We start from the raw sequence: 18,424 nt of genomic DNA on the forward strand, positions 1-18,424 counted from the left end.
GCGATGGGTTGACGACTCCCGGCACCGCGTAGTGTGCACCCTCATTCCACGTCCGTGCACGGCGTGCGGGTGTTACTCGCACGTATCGTGGGAATGCCGCAGTAGGGGAGGTGATCTGTGTGGCCGACATTCTCGATGTGCTGCACTCTCGCTGCGCCGAGGTCGCGGGTGAGGCGGTCCTCTCGGGAGAGGAGCATCCCACCCTGACCCTGACCACGCGCGAGGTTGCAGACCTGCTCAACCATATAGCCGACCTACGGCGCCGCTGCTGCGACATCGACCTTGCTTATCACGAACTCGACCACCAGCACACCCTGCTTCTCCGCGCGGCGAGCGATGCCGCCGCATCGTTGGATCGGATCCGCGCCGTGCTGGAGCAGCGCACCGCGCACCCGGAAGCCTATGCGCGCCAAGCGCGTAGCATCGCCCGCTTCGCCGCCCGGAACCTCACTGCCGCGAGCCTGAACTCCGACGGAACAGCGAATCGAGAAGGCGTCGACACGGGAGGACCTTCGCCAGAGGAACTTCGGGCTTCCGCGTAACCAAGTATTTGCCCATTGTTCGAGTTCGCCTGAGTGTCGACCCGAATGCGGGTCGAATACGGCCGCTTGCTCGATTTTCACCGGCCGGAAGGCGTAACGCTGAAGATTTGCCATCCGATAGGGTCGGAGTAATGACACCAAGCGTGTGCACAACCGTCCGACTGCAAAGGAGTCCCTTATGCGCGCAATGTCTGGTCGCCTGCTCGCCAAATGTATCGGGATCATCGGTGTCGCCACGGTCGCGCCTCTCGTGTCGGCCGGTTCGGCCCAGGCCGACACCCCGGACGCGGTCTTCTTCCGCTACGGCGATGTGAACTGCTCGATCACACGCGCCGGTGTCGTCGGGTGCGATCTCGGCGATAACGTCAGCTACGTGTCGCAGCGCATCCCGGCGCTGGACTCCGGGAGCGCACCCGAATTCAACCTGCCGTATCCGTTCAAGGTCCGGGAAGTGGTGATCGATTCGCCCGCCCTGCCCGCGCATCCCACGCTCGGCCCCGGGACATCGCATACGCTGCCGGGCGGCAACCCGGATTGGTACTCGGTCTCTCAGGAGCGCGGCCCGATGAGCCATCAACTCGATTTCGGCGGCGCCACCTGCAGCAGCATCGAGTTCCACACCGGCCGCTTCGGATGCAGTATCAACGGCCACTCCATCGAGTTCGGCGAGGGCCAGGTGCTGCTGAGCTGATAGCCGAACCGACGGTTGACTTCAATCGAAGTTGAGGTTCTACGGTCATGTGGACCTCACGGAAGTCGACTCAGGGAAGGCCTGCCTTGTCATCTGATCAGTTCCAAATCGAGCGGCTCGACGTGGCTGCCTACCTCGACCGAATCGGCTGCACCGACCTGAAAGATGCTGCGCCGGACGAGAATTTGCTGCGAGCCGTCCATCGCGCGCACAGCCTATCGATCCCGTTCGAGAACCTGGACATTCTGCTCGGTCGCGGTATCCGGCTCGATATCGACTCTCTCCAGGACAAACTCGTGCGGCGCGGCCGCGGCGGATACTGCCACGAACACAACCTGCTGCTCGCGGCGGCGCTGGAACGCCTCGGTTTCACCGTCACTCGGCTCAGCGCCCGGATTCTGAGCGGAAATGCGGCGCGGCGCCAGCCCCGGACGCATATCGCGCTGCGAGTCGCCGCAGGGGACGCGGTGTACCTCGCCGATGTCGGGCTCGGCGCGGAGGGCCTGGTCGATCCGGTGCCCTGGCGCGAGGGTGAATATGCCGATCCGGACGGCTGGTTGCACGGCATCCGGCGCCATCCGGACGCCTGGGAGCTCACCGTCCGGCGGCCGAATGAACAGGCACGCCCGATGTATCGGATCACCGAGGAACCGTCGCTGCCGATCGACTTCGAGGTGGCCAGCCACTGGACCTCCACCCACCCGCGGTCTCCGTTCGTCACCCAACCGGTGGTGCAACGACGCGGCGCCGACGTCCGCCTGATCCTGTCCCGGGACACCCTGGTCGAAAAGTTTCCCGACCGCGACATCGTCACCCGGATCGGACGCAACCAGTTGGGCTCGATAATCACCCGGCGCGTGGGCCTGCCCTTGACTCCCGACGAACTGGCTCAGCTGGCGGGCTGACGGCGAGACCGGGTCAGCGGGGTGACGGATACCATTCGATGCGGCCGCCCTGGAAATCCTGCGCTCTGCCGCCGTTGTAGTCGTACTCGTCGCTGATCGGGTATCCGTACCGCCCGTTCTCCCAGTTCTGGCTCGCCCAGATGTCTCTGATTGCGCCGACTACCACGCGGGCGCCGGTGCCGGCCGACCAGTAGATCGAGCCGCCTTCGAAATGCTGCCCTGCCCCGTTGTCCCTGGCCCGGAACTCGTCGATGACCGGGAAGCCGAGCCTGCCGTCCTCCCAGGACAGGGTGGCCCACTTGTCGCGGATCGCTCCCCAGGTGTTGTGTGCTCCGGTCGTGCGGGACCAGTGCACCGTCCCGCCCTCGAAGTGGTTGAACCGTCCCGGCTTACGGGTCGCGAGCTCTCTGGTGGTCGGGTATCTCAACGCCCCGTTCTCCCAGCCGAGTTCGCCCCACTTGGCTCGAATCGCACCGCCGATCTGATTGGCGTGCCCACCGGATACCAGGGGATGCCAATAGATCGAGCTGTCCCTCTCGAATGCCTGCCAGCGGCCGCCGCGGGCGGCATCGGACTCCGGGTTTATCGGATAGCCGAAGAAGGCGTAGCCACCGACTTCGTCGTATTCGACCCGTATGGCTCCGTAGATCGGATAAGGCTGCGCGGAGGCGTCGGCGGGAGTCAGGGTCAGGGCGGTGAGCGCCGCGAGAACTGTAGCGGCCCGGATCGGGCGGGCAGAGCGACGCCGATCGTGCCTCGTGTGATCGGCTGACATGGCTTCTCCTTATGCCCCCCGAGCAGCAGATATTTTACCACTCGGCCGGTGAATTCCCTACGGGCCCATATTGATTTCGGTCCCCTGAGCGAGCCCCGCGCGCTTCCGAAAACCTGCTACCCCCCGCTCACTCGGCAGCGTGGGCGCACCAGGCTGCGGGCGACATGCGGCGTCCGCAGCGGACACCCATACCTCGAGTTAGCTATGGTGTTGTTGCTCAGCTGGAATTCTCGACAAATTGTCCCCTCAACACCACTAATACGAGGTTGCCATGGGATATCTGGCTTCGCGAGTAGTGCGCTGGGCCATCGTCGCGGTCGCGGTCGGGACGGCGACGACCGGAACCGTCGCCGCGGAACCGACGCCGGTGCCGGTACAGCCGGTCCTGCCGTTCGGGGTGCTGCCCGCCCCGCCGGAGTCCGATCCCGCCTTCTACAACCCGCCCGCCGAGGTGGTCGCGGCGAAGCAGCCCGGGGAGATCATTGCCGCGCGCGAGGTGCACGTGGGGTTCGAAGCGCTGCTGCCGATCAATGTCGACGCCTGGCAGCTGTCGTTTCGCTCGACCGACCATCTGGACCGGCCGATCGCGGCCGTGACGACCGTGATGAAACCGCGCGGCGGCGACGGCGGCCAACCGTGGAACCTGCTGTCCTATCAGTTCGCGGTGGACACCGATGGCCCACGGTACTGCTCACCGTCCTACGCGCTCCAGCAAGGCGCGGTGCCCCCACCCCTGACCGGCTCACTCCTCGTGGGCACCGAGTTCCTCTTCCCGATCACGGCCGTCGGTGCCGGGTGGGTGGTGAACATGCCCGATTTCGACGGACCGAACATGGCATTCGGCGCGGGACCGCTCAACGGGCGTATCACGCTCGACAGCGTGCGCGCGGCGGAGAACTTCCTGCCGCTGGGATTGCGAGGCACGGATACGAAGGTGGCCCTGGCCGGATACTCCGGCGGTGCGATCCCGTCCGGCCATGCCGCCGAAATGCATCCGTCCTACGCGCCCGAGCTGAATATTGTCGGGGTCGCGGAGGGAGGCATCGCCGCAGACCTGCGGGCCGTGGTGGAGCTGGCCAACGGCAATCTGGCCTCCGGACTGTTGCTCAGCGGAATATTCGGTGCCGCACGGGAATACGACGAGCTGGCGGCTTACCTCGACCAGCACATGAATCCGGCCTTGAAAGCGCTGGGGTCGGTTAAATCCGGTCTGTGCTACCTGTATTCGCTCCCCGTTCTCCCCTTCCTGCCCTACGAGCAGATGTTCGACATCCCCGATCCCTTCCACGGCCCGGTACCCGATCAGGTCTTCGACGCGCTGAGTATGGGCCATGCCGTGCCGAAGGTGCCGATGTTCATGTTCAACGCCAATCCCGACTGGGTCATGCCCATCGGCGCGGTCAACGCCCTGGTGGACTACTACTGCCACGATCCCGAAGCGCGCGTGCTGTACACCCGCGACCACTTCAGCGAGCACATCACGGCCGAATACGTTGCCGTGGCACAGGAACTCATCTGGCTCAAGGATCGCTTCGACGGCGTCCCGGTCGCCCCCGGGTGCGAGATCCGCGACGAGGGCTCGATGCTCCTGGACCCCGCGAGCTGGCCGGCCTGGCTCCAGAGCGCGGGAACCCTGCTCGCCGCGGCGGTGCAACAACCCATCGGCCAGCGCTGAGTGTGCCGGTAATGACTTTTGTCATTGCCGGACCATGGTGTAACCCATAGGAATTCGGTGACTGGGCTTACTACTGGCGCCGACCTGTGTCCGTGATCGTAGAAGTCATGAACAGCACAAGTCGCAGCCCGCAAGACCTCCGCGGTCCGGGGCGCAATGACGACATCATCACGACACGCGGCCTGCGCCGGACCTATGGGCACGGCAAGACCGCGTTCGAGGCGGTCAAAGGCGTGGATCTCCGGGTCGCCGAGGGAGAGGTCTTCGCGTTGCTGGGCACGAACGGTGCCGGTAAGACCTCGACGCTCGACCTGCTGGAGGGGCTGGCCGCCCCGTCGGCGGGTGCCGTCGAGGTGTTCGGCCTCGACCCGCGCAGGGACCGCGCCCAGGTCCGCGCCCAGGTCGGCATCATGTTGCAGTCCGGCGGGCTGCCTGCCGAGTTGACCGTCCTCGAAACGCTCGAGATGTGGCGCGGGACGTGCACCGACCCCACGACCACCGACACGGTCCTCGCACAGGTCGACCTGGCCGATCGTGCCGACGTTCGTGTCGGTGCGCTGTCGGGCGGTGAGCAGCGCCGCGTCGATCTGGCGTGTGCCCTGCTGGGGCGGCCTCGGTTGCTGTTTCTCGACGAGCCGACGACGGGGCTCGATCCGGAGAGCCGCCGTGCGACGTGGCGGCTGCTCGCAGATCTCACCTCGTCCGGCGTGACCATCGTGCTCACGACGCACTATCTGGAGGAGGCGGAGGCGCTGGCCGACCGGATAGCGATCATGCACAGGGGCGAGATCGCACGGTCGGGCACGCTGCGCGAGATCGTCGACGGTCATCCGGCGCGGATCGTCTTCGACCACCCCGGGCTGCCGTTGCCGCAGCTGCGCGACGCGCGGATCGACGCGCAGGCACGCGTCACCGTCGACACACACGACCTGCAGGGTCACCTGTTCGAACTGCTCGGCTGGGCGCGTACGCACGGTCTTCGGCTGGGCGGGCTCGAGGCCCGTGCGGCCTCCCTGGAGTCGGTTTTCCTGGACATTGCCAACGATCCGGCCGACGCGTCGGCGGCCACCCCCGAATTGATCGGAGCATCTCGATGACCACCCTCGCGACACCTACCACACGTTTTCGCCGCCGCCCGCTCGCCGCGCTCGCCAAGGCCGAGTATCTGCAGTTCCGGCGGAACAAGACGCTGGTCTGGATGGCGACCGCCTTTCCGGTCGGAATCCCGCTGGCCATGTATTTCATCGCCATCGGGGATGAGGCACCGACGTCGGCTGCGGCGGCGATGGCGTTCGAGTTGCTCGCGTTGTCGGCCTTGCTGTTCGTGCAGTACTACTCGGTGCTGTCGATGGTCACCACACGCCGCAGCGAGGGCGTGTTGAAACGGCTGCGCACCGGGGAGGCGGCCGACTGGCAGATCCTGACCGCCCCGGCCGTTCCCGGTGCGCTGGTGACGATTTCGTGCACCCTCGTCGTCGCTGCGGCGGTGTACGGCGCGGGCGCACCCGCCCCGGTCAACCCCTTCGCGATAGCGCTCGCTGTCCTCGGCGGAGTCGTCCTGTTCTCACTGCTTGCCCTGGCGACCAGTGCGGTCACCAAGAATGCCGAAGCCGCGCAGATCACCTCGCTGCCGGTGATCACGATCGCGATGCTCGGCCTCGCGTCCATCCGGAAGGTCCTGCCCGATCGGTTCGCCGATCTGGCCGACTGGACACCTTTCGCGGCCGTGTCCGATCTCGTCTCCCTCGGGGCGTCCGGTAAGCCCTCCACCGCCACCGCCTCCGATGCGGCGCTCGGCTTCGCAGGCACCTTCGCCGAACTCGGCCGCCCGTTTGCCACACTGGCGATATGGACCGTCCTGGCGCTCGTGTTGACCCGCAAGAGCTTCCGCTGGGACGACCGCGGTTGAGCCGCTGGACGTCCTGGTGGAACGAGCTGTCGGGACCGGCCAAGTACCGGCTCTACACACGGGCCTCACTCCACAGCATCACCGTCGCGGTGGTCATCATAATGGTGACCACCGCGCGCTCGCCGTGGTCGGCGCCTGGGATCGTGGTTGCCGTTGTCGCGGCCATCGTCGCGTTGGAAGCGCAACCCGACTTCGCCCTGTCGTCGGGAGTGGTGCCGCGTCGATGGGCGCTACCTGCCGCCATCGCGATGTTGGCGGGTGTGTGGCTTGCCTACGCCGTGGTCACCAGAACCTCCACCCACGATGTGACCGTCACCCAGTCATATCTGATCAGCCTCTACTCGGCAGTGCTAGCGCTGTTCACCGTCGTATCGTTCATGCGGCACAAATGGTGGACAGTTCTCGGTGTCAGCATCGCCACCGGACTGGCCCTCGGTTTGTCACCGCTGAGGGGACTGGGCACGGCCGCGGTGACCTTCATGGTCGGCAGCTTCTTCGTCGGAATGACACTGCTCACTGCGTGGGGACTGCGAGTGATCGACGAGTTGGAACGCGCGAAGGTGGTCGAGGCCGAATTACAGGTAGCCGAGGAGCGGCTCCGCTTCGCGCGGGATTTGCACGACGTCGTCGGCCGCAGCTTCTCGGCGATCGCGGTGAAAAGCGAACTCGCAGCGGTGTTATCGCGGTCCGGGGACACCGACCGCGCGGCCACGGAGATGGACGAGGTGAAAACACTCGCCGTCGAATCGATGGCGCAGATGCGCAAGCTGGTACGCGGCTACCGCGGCATCGATCTGATGAGCGAGGTGGCGGGCGCGCGCTCGCTACTGTCGGCGGTGGGCTGCAGGCTCGACGTCGAGGGCGATCCGGCCAAGGTCCCGGCGCGCTTTCACGAGGTCGCCGCCTGGGTGGTGCGTGAGGGCACCACGAACATCGTCGAACACTCGGCGGCGACATCGGCGATTCTCGCGCTCGGGGATGCGGGAATGTCCTTGCGCAACGACCGCCCGCACGGCGCACCGGGCGAGCGCTCGGGGCTGCGCGGCGTCGCCGAGCGGCTCGAGGCCGTCGGCGCGACTCTCGACATCAGCGCGTCACGCGAGGAGTTCAAGCTCGAAATTCATTGGGAGAATAGATGATCCCCGTATTCCTGGCCGACGATGAAACGCTCATCCGAGCCGCGTTGGCGACCATGCTCGATCTCGAGGCCGACATCGAGGTGGTCGACCACGTGGGCTCCGGCGAGGAATTGATCGCCGCGTGGCGGCGCCACCGCGACAATGGCGGGCCTGTCGCGGTGGCCGTCATCGATCTGCAGATGCCCGGCATCGACGGTATCGAGACCGCCGTGCAGCTGCAGCAGCTCACACCGGGTGCGGGCACCCTGATCGTCACCAGCCACGGCAGGCCCGGCTATCTCAAACGCGCCCTCGCCGCCGGTGTGCGTGGCTTCCTCCCGAAGACGACCTCGGCGGCGACGCTGGCCGAGGTGATCCGCACCGTGCACGGCGGTGGCCGATACGTCGACCCCGAACTGGCCGCCGAGGCCATCAGCGCCGGCGACACCGTCCTCACCGCACGCGAGGCCGACGTCCTCGAGTACGCCATCGACGGCGCGTCCGTCGAGGACATCGCCCGGCGCGCACACCTCTCGCCGGGCACCACGCGCAACTACCTGTCCTCGGCCATGGCCAAGCTCGGCGTCTCCAACCGCTACGAGGCCGCCCTCAAAGCCCGTGACAAGGGCTGGATCTAGTCCCCGTACGCTCGGATCCCCTGCGCGCCTTCCGCTTACGGCAAGGCCAGCAGTGTGATGGCGGATGCGGCGCCGAGCAGGCCGATCGTCTGGCGCCGGTTTACCCGTTCGTGCAGGAAGATCAGCGCCAGCAGCACCGGAATGGCCGGGTACAGGGCGGCCAGCACCGTGGCGACCGCCATCAACTGGTGATGTGTGGCCAGCCAGTACAAGACGATCGCGATACTGCCGACCGCCCCCGCACCAGCGGCCGCCGAACCCCACCCCGTCTCCATACGTCGCGCGGTGCGAGTGGCCAACACCAACGACAGAATCACCACCACCGACACCACCCGGCTGGCCACGATCGGCCACGGCCCGGCCGACAGCGGAATCCGTGTCATGCCCAGGAACTGCACGGCGAATCCCACCCCGGCGATCAGCGCGTCGCGCAATGCCGCAGCTCCGGTGGAGCGTTTCCGATCGGCCGAGGACGGTCCGGACGAGATCAGCCAGATCGCCGGCAACGCCACCACGATGCCGAGCAGCCCTGTCGCGGTGGGACGTTCGCCGAGCAGGACCAAGCCCACCAGGACCGGGATGGCAACGGCGCCGACATCGCTGATCGGCACCACCACGCTGAACGCGCCCGAACTCATTGCGCGGTAGAGGAACGCCACCCCGATCCCCGTTCCGACACCGGACAGGGTTCCCCAGCCGAGGGCCGGTATCGAGGCGGAACTGTGGTGCCACCACAGCGCGGCGACCATGACGATCGCGGTCCCACCGAGCTGGGCGTACAGCGATACCAGCATCCCCGGTGCCCGGCGCGATGCCAGGCCGCTGACGAAGTGCGTGACACCGAAACACCCGGCCGCCGACAGCGCCATCAGTTCACCCATTGCCGGTCACCTCCGTTCGTCGCGCGGCCTGCCCGACCGGGCAGATCCGGTCGTCGGCGACGCAGCCTGCGCGGTCGCACAACCGGCACAGCCGCGCCGCACTGGGCAACCGGGTGTAGGCGCTCGCCAGCAGCTTGCCCAAAAGCTCTGCGAGGGCGTCCTGTTCGGTGTCGTCGAGGGTGCGCACGAGGCCCGCCAGCACATCGTCACGGGCGCGCAGCACTCGTTCCGCGGCCCTCCTTCCCTCACTGGTCAGGTGGACCTGCACCGATCTGGCCGAGGTGCCCTTCCGAGACACCAGACCCTGCGCCGCCAGCGCGTCGACCATCCGGGTCGCCGCCGACTGGCTCAGGCCGATGCGCCGACCCAACTCCGTCACGGACAGCCCGGGCGCGGTGAACAGGATGACGAGGGCGGACGCCCCGCTGGCACTTGTCTTCCCAGCGGCAGTCGCGCCGACCAGCATCAGATCGCTGATCGTCAGCGCGGCGGCGCCGAGAAGATTACGGGTGCGAGCAGTATGCATGACTCATGCATACCCGTGCCCCGGGGCGACAAACGCGGTGATACGGGCATCGGTCAGACCCGCACGTCGGACATGACGTGCTTGATCCAGGTGTAGTCCTCGAGGGCGTAGATCGACATGTCTTTCCCGTATCCCGATTTCTTGAACCCGCCGTGCGGCATTTCGGCGGGCAGCGGCATATGGGTATTGATCCACACGCACCCGAAGTCGAGCGCTGCGGACATGCGCAATGCGCGGCCGTGGTTGCGGGTCCACACCGATGAGGTCAGCCCGTACTCGACGCCGTTCGCCTTCTCGATGACGTCGTCTTCCTCGGTGAACCGCTCCACCGTGATCACCGGGCCGAAAACCTCGGCCCGGGCGATCTCGTCGGTGTGCCGAACACCGGTGACGATGCTCGGTGCGAAGAAGTGACCGGTCCGGCCGACCCGGCTGCCTCCGGTGTGGACCCGCGCGTGCTCGGGCAGCCGCTCCAAGAATCCCTCCACCCGCTGCCGTTGCCCCGCCGATATGAGCGGGCCACAGGTCGCCTCCGTCCGGTCCGGTGGGCCGACCACGATCGCCTCGGCGCATTCGGCCAGTGCCGCAACGAATTCGTCGTGAACCGACGACGCAACGAGCACCCGGGTAGCCGCGGCGCAGTCCTGGCCGGCGTTGAAATATCCGGCCTCGGCGATACCGGCGGCGGCCCGGTCCACGTCGGCATCGTCGAAGACGACCACGGGTGCTTTACCGCCCAGTTCCAGGTGCACCCGCTTGATCCCGAGCGCCGCCGTTGCGGCTACCTCCCGGCCGGCACGGACACTGCCCGTCAGCGAAACCATTGCGGGAATGGGGTGTTCGACCATGCACCGGCCCGTGTCGCGGTCTCCGCACACTACGTTCAGCACGCCCGGCGGCAGATGTTCCGCGGCGATTTCGGCGAAGCGAATCGCGCTTACCGGGGTGAGTTCGGACGGTTTGAGCACCACCGTGTTACCTGCGGCAATGGCCGGAATGCTCTTCCACACCGCCATCAGCAGCGGGTAGTTCCACGGCGCCATCTGAGCGCACACTCCCAGGGGCTCGCGGCGGATATACGAGCAGTGACCGTCGAGGTATTCCCCCGCCGCCAGGCCGTTCAGGCAGCGGGCGGCACCGGCGAGAAACGGTATCTGGTCGAGTACTTGGGTCCACTCCGCTTCGCGCATCATCGTCATCGGCTTGCCGGTATCGCGGCACTCCAGACCGATCAGATCATCGGCTTGTCGTGTCAGCGCCGTGGTCAACTCCAGCAGAATCCGTTGGCGGTCCGCCGGTGTGGTCCGCTTCCAATGCGCGAATGCGCGGTGCGCGGCATTCATGGCGTCGTCCACCTGTTCTCGGCCGGACAGTGGTGCTCGCGCGTAAGTGGTTCCGTCGGCCGGGTTTTCGATCGCCGATGTCGGTACGCCATCAGGGGATACGGGTCTTCCGTCGATGACGTTGTGGAGCTGTAACGTCACGATCCGCTCCTGGTAACCGGGGTGAAGTCACGGCTGGCGATGAACGGAGGACGCCGGCTTTCCGCCGCGAACGGCTCGACCGTGGTGTTCTCCACGCTGTTGAACACCACGAAGAGGTTCGAGCGTGGAAACGGCGTGATATTGCCGTTGGACCCGTGCATACAGTTGGCGTCGAAGAACGTGGCTCCGCCTGCCGCACCGGTGAACAAGTGGATTCCGTGTCGCTCGGCGAGCCTGCCGAGGCTGCGCCGGTCCGGCATGCCCACCTGCGGCGTGTGACTGCTCAACGACTTCCGGAAATGGTCCTTGGGCGTCGATCCCACACACGTCACGAAGGTCCGGTGAGAACCAGGCATGATCATCAGGCTGCCGTTGTACACCCGGTTGGGCGTGAGCGCGATGGACACACTCAGCGCGCGCGGAGCCGGCATGCCGTCCTCGGCGTGCCAGGTCTCGAAGTCGGAATGCCAGTAGAACGGGCCGCCGTCGAAGCCCGGCTTGTAGTTGATCCGGCTCTGATGGATGTACACCTCGGAACCCAGGATCTGCCGGGCCACGTCGAGCACGGCCGGTCGCCGCATGATGTCGAAGACCACCGTGCTCAGCAGGTGCACCTCGAAGATCGAACGCACCTCGCCGTCGCCGTTCTCGCGAATGAGCCGGTCGTCGTGACGCAGTTCCTCGTCTTCGGCCAGCCTGGTCATCTCCGCCAGGCAATCGGCTACGTCGGATTCGCCGAGCAGGGACTCCTCGACGTGAAATCCGGCGGTGTCGTAGTCGGCCAGTTGCCGGTGGCTCAAAGGGCCCCCGTCGGCGGTGCCCCAGACGACCGGGTCGTGCCGATCCAACAGTTCCACATCGGCGGATTGCCGGGTCGGGTAGCGGTCGTCGATCACGGTCTGCATTACATGTTCTCCTTTTCCTGCGTGGTCGGGACGAGCGCGTCACCCGATGCCGCAGTGGCCCTGCGTCGGCGGCATATCGAGCGCGGGATTGCCGTCGAAGAAACCCGCCGGTTTGAGCTGAAAACCCACACAGGTGACCGGCATGACCGGCCAGTCCTCCGGCCGGACGACGTGGTGGTCCCCGAAGGTGTACCAGGCGACGATGTCGCTGTTCTCGAGTTGGCGGTCGGCTTCGGTGTAGCGAGGCAGGCCGTCGTGTCCCGGACGTTGATTCGGATAATCGCCCGCCGCATAGAGCTCGGCGGGATCGTAGGCGGTGACCCAGAAGTGTTTGAAGGCGAATCCGGCGCGCCTCCCCGCCTGCGAGGACGGCTGCTGCAAGGGCAGCACATTGGCGCCCGGCATCAGTTTGTAGGCGACCGGCTCCCCGAGGCCGTTGCGCACGTTCGGATTGCTGATCAGCCAGTGCCGCCCCGTCAGCGGCTCGATCACGCGTTGCGCCCGGCTCTCCCGCCGCAGCAACGTCCGGCGCGCCACCCAGGCGTTGCCGTACGGGTTGTCCTCGCCGGTCGGCACGGCTTCCGCGTTGACCTCGTGGACGGAGTTGGCGTTGCCGTCGACGCACATGTCGAGTCGGACATTGAAGAAGTGCTGGTGGTTCGGGCCGTACAGGCCGGGCGCCACCATGGTGCCGTAGCGGGGAGTCTCGCCCGGTCCGATCGCTCCGGTGGAGATCATCCCGGTGAGTTTGATCTCGAATTGGATGGTGCCGTCGGTGTAGAGGTACCAGAAGTAGCCGTACTGGTAGTTCCCGAGCACGGCGAAGCTGGAGATCACCAGCCGCCGCAATCGCCGAGTCTCGACGCTGCCGGTGCGGAAGTCCGTATGCTTCCAGCCGACGCCGTAATCCTCCTCGTGCATGCAGATGGCATTCGTCAACGGCACGGGATCGCCGTTCTGGTTGTTGACCACGGCGTCGAAATAGTGGATCTCGCCGAGACAGTCGCACCCGGGCTCGAGGGTGTTCACCATGAACCCTGCGCCGTACTCCCCCTCGTCGAAGGCGTTCTTGGTGCGCTGCACGAGACTGGGATCGGCATACGGGGTGAACATCTCCGACAGCGAGGCCCGGTAGATGATCGGCCGCACCCGCCCCTTGTCCAGATAGCCGAGTTCGTAGAGAACCAGACCTTCGCGGGGCGTGAAGCCGAGCCGGAACTTCCATTTCTGCCAGTGCACGCAGTGGCCCTGGACGGTGAAACTGGGTCCGTCCGGTTGAGTGATCGTCACCGGCCGAAGGTCGTGGCGCGGTGCGGTGACCCGAGGCCAGTTGTCCGGGTCGGCGGTCGAGTCCGGCCGGTAATTTCCGGCGCGCGGCGGCAGCGGGGTCTCGCCGACATCGGTCACGTCGAGCACCCGCATCTCGTCGAGGTCGACCAGCGCGGTCAGCCCTTCCACGGGCCGGGCGTACGGGTTGTCCTCCGGTCCCGTGCGCACGAAGGTGAGCGGCCGGACCAGCCGGCGATCGGGATCGCCGAGTTCCGGGGTGTGGCCGACCGTCCAGGCATCGGTGATTGCCAGGCCGAGGTCGGTCACGCCGCGCCGCGCCATCGCGGCCTGCCAGCGCGGGTCCGCCTTGACCGCTGCTTCGCAGTCCCGGAACTCCTCGGGGGTCAGGGACGGTTGTACGCCGGGAACGTGCCGCCACGTGGTGACCTGCTCATCGTCCAGGTCCACGACGGCCTCGTAGGTGGCATGTCGGCGAGGATCGCGGATCACCACGAACGCTTCCCGCGGCGGCGTCGGTCCCGCCGGGAGCGCCTGAACGACCGCTTTCGGCGGTTCCCGCAGGGCGATGCTGATGAACCGCGCACCGGGGTCGAGGTTTTGCTCCGCGCGCAAAACCGTCGCCGCGGTGCGTATCTCAGCCGCGGACAGCGGTGCCAGCGGGTGCTGGTCGGTCCGCGTCTCAGGGGGTGCTGTGTTGAGTGAAGTCACTGGTGATTTCCTCCGAAATCAGCGTCCGGTGGCGCCCGAGAGGTCCTTGCGGACCGCCCTGGCGATCAGCGTCCGGTTGTCGGCGAGAAAGAAATGGGCGCCGGGAAAGACTCGGACGACGGTCTCGCCCGTAGTGTGGCGACGCCATCCGTCGAGATGGTCGGTGCCGACCATCGGGTCCTGCTGGCCGCCCAGCACCGAAATCGGGCAGGACAGCGGGTCATCCGGCGCGAACACATAGGTCTCCGCTGCGGTCCAATCGGCCCGCAGCTGGGGCAGCAACACCGCCGAAAGCTCCGCATCGTCGACGGCTCGGCGCGGAATGGCGCCGAGCTCCGCCAGCCGGGCGATGAACTGGTCGTCGGGTAGCCGGTGCAGTGGCTCGTCGGGGATGTCTTGATCGTCCGGTGCCGGGGAGGCGGAGACGAACAATCGCCTCGGCTGCCCGGCCCGGTCCCTGGCCAGCAGCCTTGCGATCTCGAAGGCGACGATCGCGCCGAAGCTGTGCCCGAACAGCGCATAGGGCTGGTCTGTGCCCCCGGCGAGCCGACCGGCCAGATCCTCGGCCAGCCGGTGCACGTCGGTGAGCGGAGGCTCTGCGCGTCGCCCGTCGCGACCGGGCAGTTCGGCCGCCACGACCGTGACATCCGGGCCCAGCTCGGTGTGCCAGCCGTGGTAGGCCGATGCCGTGCCACCCGCATGCGGGAGGCAGAGCAGCCGAACGGTGTCGGCCGTCATCGTTCCCGCCTCCTGTCGGCCACCGCTACGCAGGTCGGCGAGTCGACGAAACTACTGAGGTCCAGATCGAGGCCGAGGTCTGTGCGCGCCCGGGTGACGAATCGAGTCGCCTGCAGCGATGTGCCACCCAAGGCGAAGAAGTCGTCCGTGGCACCCACCTCGGGCAGCCCCAGCACCTGGCTCATCAGGGCCGCCACGGCCTCGACCATGCCGTCGTGTCCGCTCCCGTGGTGGATTCGGTCTCGCTGCGTCGATGGTTCGACGTTCCGGAGCGCCTCCCGATCCACCTTTCCGTTGGGCATGAGCGGAAACGAGTCCAGCACCGTGATGACCGAGGGCACCAGGTGATCGGGCAGTCGTCCGCGCAGATACGCAGTCAACTCGTCCGCACTCGTGTCCCGGAATCGACTGGCGTAGGCCACCAGTCGCTCGCCCCGCGCCAGGACCACCGCCTGCCGAACCGACGGATGCTCCTCCAGGGCCGACTCGATTTCGCCCGGCTCGATCCGGAAACCCCTGATCTTGACCTGCTGGTCGGCCCGGCCGAGGAATTCGATGGCGCCGTCGGACCGGTATCGGCCCAGATCGCCGGTCCGGTACATCCGCGCGCCGCTGGGCTTCACGAACGGGTCGGGCAGAAAGTTCGCTTCGGTCAGCTCGGGACGGCAGTGGTATCCCCGGGCTACGCAGACTCCGCCGACATAGAGCTCTCCGGTGAAGCCCACCGGCACCGGCTCACCGATGTCGTCCAGGAGATACACCCGAACATTGGGCAGTGGTTGCCCGATGGGAACACCCTCGGCGATGCTTTCGGCCGTGCAGTGCCACCACGTGGCGTCGATGGATGCCTCGCTGGGCCCGTAGAAGTTGTACAGCCCCGCGGCGGGCAACTGCTCGAACACTCGATGACAGAGGGCAGGCGACAACGACTCCCCGCCACAGAACACGTACCGGAGCCGCCGCACGTCGGCCAGGCCGGGTCGCACCTCCAACAGGACATCCAGCAGCGAAGGAACCACCGCCAGCGCCGTGATGTCGTGCTCTCGCATCACCTCGGTCAGATAATCCACATCCCGCGCTCCCCCGGGCCGGGCCAGCACGAGCCGCGCACCACCGACCAGGGGCGCGAAGATCTCCCAGACGGCGATGTCGAAATTCGGTGAGGTGTGCTGCAACACCGCGTCACCCGGACCCAACCCGAACTGCTTCAGGTCCCAAGCCAGTCGATTGGCCAGCGCCACGTGTTCGACCTCGACCCCCTTGGGCCTGCCCGAGGAACCCGAGGTGTACATCAGATAGGCGAGCCGTTCGCCGGCCGCCGCGTCGATCGCCGTGTCCTCCGCGTCGGTGGTGTCGCTGTCGACACAGATGGGGGTGGCCGAGGATTCGGGTAACCACTCCAGCAGCGCGGCCTGGGTCACGATGACCTCCGCACGCGCGTCGTCGATCATCATCTGGACCCGGTCGACCGGGTAGTCCGGGTCGAGCGGGAGGAATGCGCCGCCCGCCTTCAGCACGCCGAGCAGCGCCACCACCAGCTCGATACTGCGTGGCAGGTACACACCGACCAACGAGTCCGGCCCGACGCCGGTGCGCCGGAGCACATGAGCGAGACGGTTGGACCACAGGTCCAGCTCGCGGTAGGTGAGCGTGCCGCCGTCATCCATCTGCACGGCAGTGTGAGCCGGGAACTGCTCCGCGGCCGCGGTGAACAACCGAGTCACCGTACGAGCCGGGATCTCCAGCGTGCCCGGACTCGTCCAGTCCTCCGGAATACGGCGCGCCAGCAGATCCGCGGGAGTGGACCGGCAGTGCGGTCGCGGGCCGCGGTCGCCGCCGATCGGCTGGGCGATCGCGCGATAGCACGCGCTGATCGGGTTCTCGTCGACGAGACCGGCCGCACCGTGCGCGTGCACCGCCCCGCTCACGGCCTCGAACACATCTCGCCTGAGCACCGGTGCCAGTGCGGCGACGGCACTTTCGATGTCGTGGCCGTCGTCCAGGTCCGCGGCGAGCTGGCCGAGTCGCCGGTACCAGCCTGTCAGCCGCGTCCAATGGGTGGCCAGGGGATAACTCACCGCTTGGAAGTCCGCGATCGGCACGCCGAACTGGCGATGGCGACGAGCGTGCCCGACAGCCAGATCGACCGCGCGACGGGCGACACCGACCAGATAGGCCAACTGGCGCAACGGAGATCGGCCGATCAATTCGAGTGGTCCCAGCGCGTGGCCGACCTCGGTCGCGAAAAGTACGGCTTCGGCCTCTCCCAGGCCCATGCCGCCCTCGGTCACCGGGCCGGTCACCCATCGATGGTTCAGGGCACTGTTCCACCGGCGCTGCCGGCCCGAGGCCGTGCATATGGCACGGACCCTGCGGCGGAACTCCGTCTGAGTGGTGGTCGGCTCGGTCCTCATAGCGGGGCGTCACTTCCCTCGGCCGGCAACGACGACCACACGGTCGCCAGCATCATCTCGGATGTACCGGCGGCCAGGGTGAGGCCGGGTGCCTCGCGCACGGCCGCCGCGACCTTGTCGGCTGCCGGAATCGCGGCCTGCTCGGGGGGAAGCGTCGCGAGCACCTGCTGGCCCAACCGGGCTATCGCGCTTGCCAATTCGCTCGTCCACCACTTTGCCGCGGCCGCCGCCGACAGCATGTCTTCACCTCGAGACAGCAGATCCACACAACTCCAGGCGAGCAGCCGGGCCGCGTGCAACTCGGCATCCAGTTCGACGATGCGATCCACCGGGGCGGACTCGGCGTGCCGGCTCAGCGCGGACACCAGGTCGAGCCACCTACGCGCCCGGCCCCAGAACGGTATTCCGGTTCTTTCCAGCCCCAAGGCGCTGTTGATCAGTTCCCATCCCTGTCCGGCGGCGCCCAGCAGCGCATCGGAAGTCAATTCGACATTATTCAACGAAACCCGGTGAAATGGTTCGGGATTGACACCTGATACGGGTTCGACGTGCACACCCTCGGCTGTCATCGGCACGGTGAATAGACTGATGTCGGCATATTTCGACCCGCCCTCGCGCGGAGTCCTCGCGGCGCAGACCCCGATATCCGACCAGTCCGCGCCGACCGTCCATGTCTTGACGCCGTTCAATCGCCATCCTTGCCCCTCCGGCGTGGCCGTCGTGCGCAGCGACGCCAAATCGGAGCCGACGTCCGGTTCGCTGAACAGCACACACCCCAGCATTTTTCCCCGCGCGATCGGCAACAGATACTCCGCGCGCTGCTGTGCCGTGCCGACGGAGAGAATTGTCGACCCTATGTTGTCGATGGTGTTGATCCGGGCGCTGTCCGGGACGCCGGCGAGGGCGAGCTCTTCGGCGACAATCGCGGATTCCACCCAGCCGGCGCCTCGACCGCCGTGTTCGGCCGGCCAATGCGCCGCCAGCCACCCCCGTTCGCCGAGCAGTTCATAGGTACGCCGCGCATGTTGCCCACCGCCGCCACGCGCTACCTCCTGTTGGACGGTGGGCGTGCTCAGCAATTCGTGCACCTCGGCCCGAAAACGCTCCTGCTGTTCTGTGAAATGAAAAGGTTTCGTCAACATGCTTCACCGTTCGAATACACTGTTTTCCACCCCCTCGGCCCTCCCGGGCCCTACCAGCCTGTCGGTACTTTCAACTTGTATCG

Annotated in this window: 17 protein-coding genes; 8 read left to right on the forward strand and 9 right to left on the reverse strand. The window is 66.8% G+C overall.

Annotation, left to right across the window (positions count from 1 at the left end):
- Nucleotides 1-119: 119 nt before the first annotated feature.
- The 3 genes from IU452_RS17725 to IU452_RS17735 all read left to right on the forward strand — a co-directional run bounded on the left by IU452_RS17725 (nt 120) and on the right by IU452_RS17735 (nt 2,138).
- Nucleotides 120-542 carry a hypothetical protein gene (locus IU452_RS17725; RefSeq protein WP_195110146.1) on the forward strand — a complete coding sequence of 141 codons (423 nt, stop codon included), beginning with the start codon at nt 120-122 and terminating at the stop codon, nt 540-542.
- A 178-nt stretch (nt 543-720) separates the two neighbouring features.
- Complete coding sequence (locus IU452_RS17730) at nt 721-1,233, forward strand: hypothetical protein (protein WP_195110147.1); 513 nt, start codon at nt 721-723, stop codon at nt 1,231-1,233.
- 86 nt (nt 1,234-1,319) lie between these two features.
- Nucleotides 1,320-2,138: an arylamine N-acetyltransferase family protein gene (locus tag IU452_RS17735; RefSeq protein WP_195110148.1), complete on the forward strand. Its 819-nt coding sequence runs from the start codon at nt 1,320-1,322 to the stop codon at nt 2,136-2,138.
- Nucleotides 2,139-2,151: 13 nt separating this feature from the next.
- Here the strand turns inward: IU452_RS17735 and IU452_RS17740 are convergent, their stop codons facing one another.
- Nucleotides 2,152-2,913 carry an LGFP repeat-containing protein gene (locus IU452_RS17740; protein ID WP_195110149.1) on the reverse strand — a complete coding sequence of 254 codons (762 nt, stop codon included), beginning with the start codon at nt 2,911-2,913 and terminating at the stop codon, nt 2,152-2,154.
- A gap of 271 nt (nt 2,914-3,184) precedes the next feature.
- Between IU452_RS17740 and IU452_RS17745 the strand changes: the two genes are divergently transcribed.
- From IU452_RS17745 to IU452_RS17765, 5 genes are all read left to right on the forward strand, one after another.
- Complete coding sequence (locus tag IU452_RS17745; RefSeq protein WP_228817976.1) at nt 3,185-4,588, forward strand: lipase family protein; 1,404 nt, start codon at nt 3,185-3,187, stop codon at nt 4,586-4,588.
- Nucleotides 4,589-4,695: 107 nt separating this feature from the next.
- The gene (locus tag IU452_RS17750; RefSeq protein WP_195110150.1) at nt 4,696-5,685 is read left to right on the forward strand and encodes an ABC transporter ATP-binding protein; all 990 of its coding nucleotides are present in this window, start codon (nt 4,696-4,698) and stop codon (nt 5,683-5,685) included.
- Nucleotides 5,682-6,497: an ABC transporter permease gene (locus IU452_RS17755; protein WP_195110151.1), complete on the forward strand. Its 816-nt coding sequence runs from the start codon at nt 5,682-5,684 to the stop codon at nt 6,495-6,497. Before IU452_RS17750 ends, IU452_RS17755 begins: the two co-directional genes overlap by 4 nt.
- Nucleotides 6,494-7,636 carry a sensor histidine kinase gene (locus IU452_RS17760; protein ID WP_228817978.1) on the forward strand — a complete coding sequence of 381 codons (1,143 nt, stop codon included), beginning with the start codon at nt 6,494-6,496 and terminating at the stop codon, nt 7,634-7,636. Before IU452_RS17755 ends, IU452_RS17760 begins: the two co-directional genes overlap by 4 nt.
- Nucleotides 7,633-8,253, forward strand: coding sequence for a response regulator transcription factor (locus IU452_RS17765; RefSeq protein ID WP_195110153.1), 621 nt, complete (start codon nt 7,633-7,635; stop codon nt 8,251-8,253). The genes IU452_RS17760 and IU452_RS17765 overlap by 4 nt, the downstream gene beginning before the upstream one ends.
- Before the next feature lie 35 nt (nt 8,254-8,288).
- Here the strand turns inward: IU452_RS17765 and IU452_RS17770 are convergent, their stop codons facing one another.
- The 8 genes from IU452_RS17770 to IU452_RS17805 all read right to left on the reverse strand — a co-directional run bounded on the left by IU452_RS17770 (nt 8,289) and on the right by IU452_RS17805 (nt 18,341).
- Nucleotides 8,289-9,134, reverse strand: a complete 846-nt coding sequence (locus IU452_RS17770; protein WP_195110154.1) for an EamA family transporter — start codon at nt 9,132-9,134, stop codon at nt 8,289-8,291.
- Nucleotides 9,127-9,660: a MarR family winged helix-turn-helix transcriptional regulator gene (locus tag IU452_RS17775; RefSeq protein WP_195110155.1), complete on the reverse strand. Its 534-nt coding sequence runs from the start codon at nt 9,658-9,660 to the stop codon at nt 9,127-9,129. The genes IU452_RS17770 and IU452_RS17775 overlap by 8 nt, the downstream gene beginning before the upstream one ends.
- 53 nt (nt 9,661-9,713) lie before the next feature.
- Complete coding sequence (locus IU452_RS17780; protein ID WP_324192686.1) at nt 9,714-11,144, reverse strand: aminobutyraldehyde dehydrogenase; 1,431 nt, start codon at nt 11,142-11,144, stop codon at nt 9,714-9,716.
- Entirely contained in the window at nt 11,141-12,049 is a 909-nt protein-coding gene (gene thpD / locus IU452_RS17785; RefSeq protein ID WP_195110156.1) for an ectoine hydroxylase, read from the reverse strand. The genes IU452_RS17780 and thpD overlap by 4 nt, the downstream gene beginning before the upstream one ends.
- Nucleotides 12,050-12,088: 39 nt before the next feature.
- A complete protein-coding gene (locus IU452_RS17790) occupies nt 12,089-14,047 on the reverse strand; it encodes a primary-amine oxidase (protein WP_195110157.1) in 1,959 nt (652 codons plus the stop codon).
- 18 nt (nt 14,048-14,065) lie between these two features.
- A complete protein-coding gene (locus IU452_RS17795; RefSeq protein WP_195110158.1) occupies nt 14,066-14,785 on the reverse strand; it encodes a thioesterase II family protein in 720 nt (239 codons plus the stop codon).
- Entirely contained in the window at nt 14,782-17,088 is a 2,307-nt protein-coding gene (locus IU452_RS17800; protein WP_195110159.1) for an amino acid adenylation domain-containing protein, read from the reverse strand. The genes IU452_RS17795 and IU452_RS17800 overlap by 4 nt, the downstream gene beginning before the upstream one ends.
- Before the next feature lie 107 nt (nt 17,089-17,195).
- The gene (locus tag IU452_RS17805) at nt 17,196-18,341 is read right to left on the reverse strand and encodes an acyl-CoA dehydrogenase family protein (protein ID WP_195110160.1); all 1,146 of its coding nucleotides are present in this window, start codon (nt 18,339-18,341) and stop codon (nt 17,196-17,198) included.
- Nucleotides 18,342-18,424: the final 83 nt, after the last annotated feature.

The sequence above is a fragment of the Nocardia transvalensis genome, from assembly GCF_015477765.1.
Taxonomy (GTDB): domain Bacteria; phylum Actinomycetota; class Actinomycetes; order Mycobacteriales; family Mycobacteriaceae; genus Nocardia; species Nocardia transvalensis_A.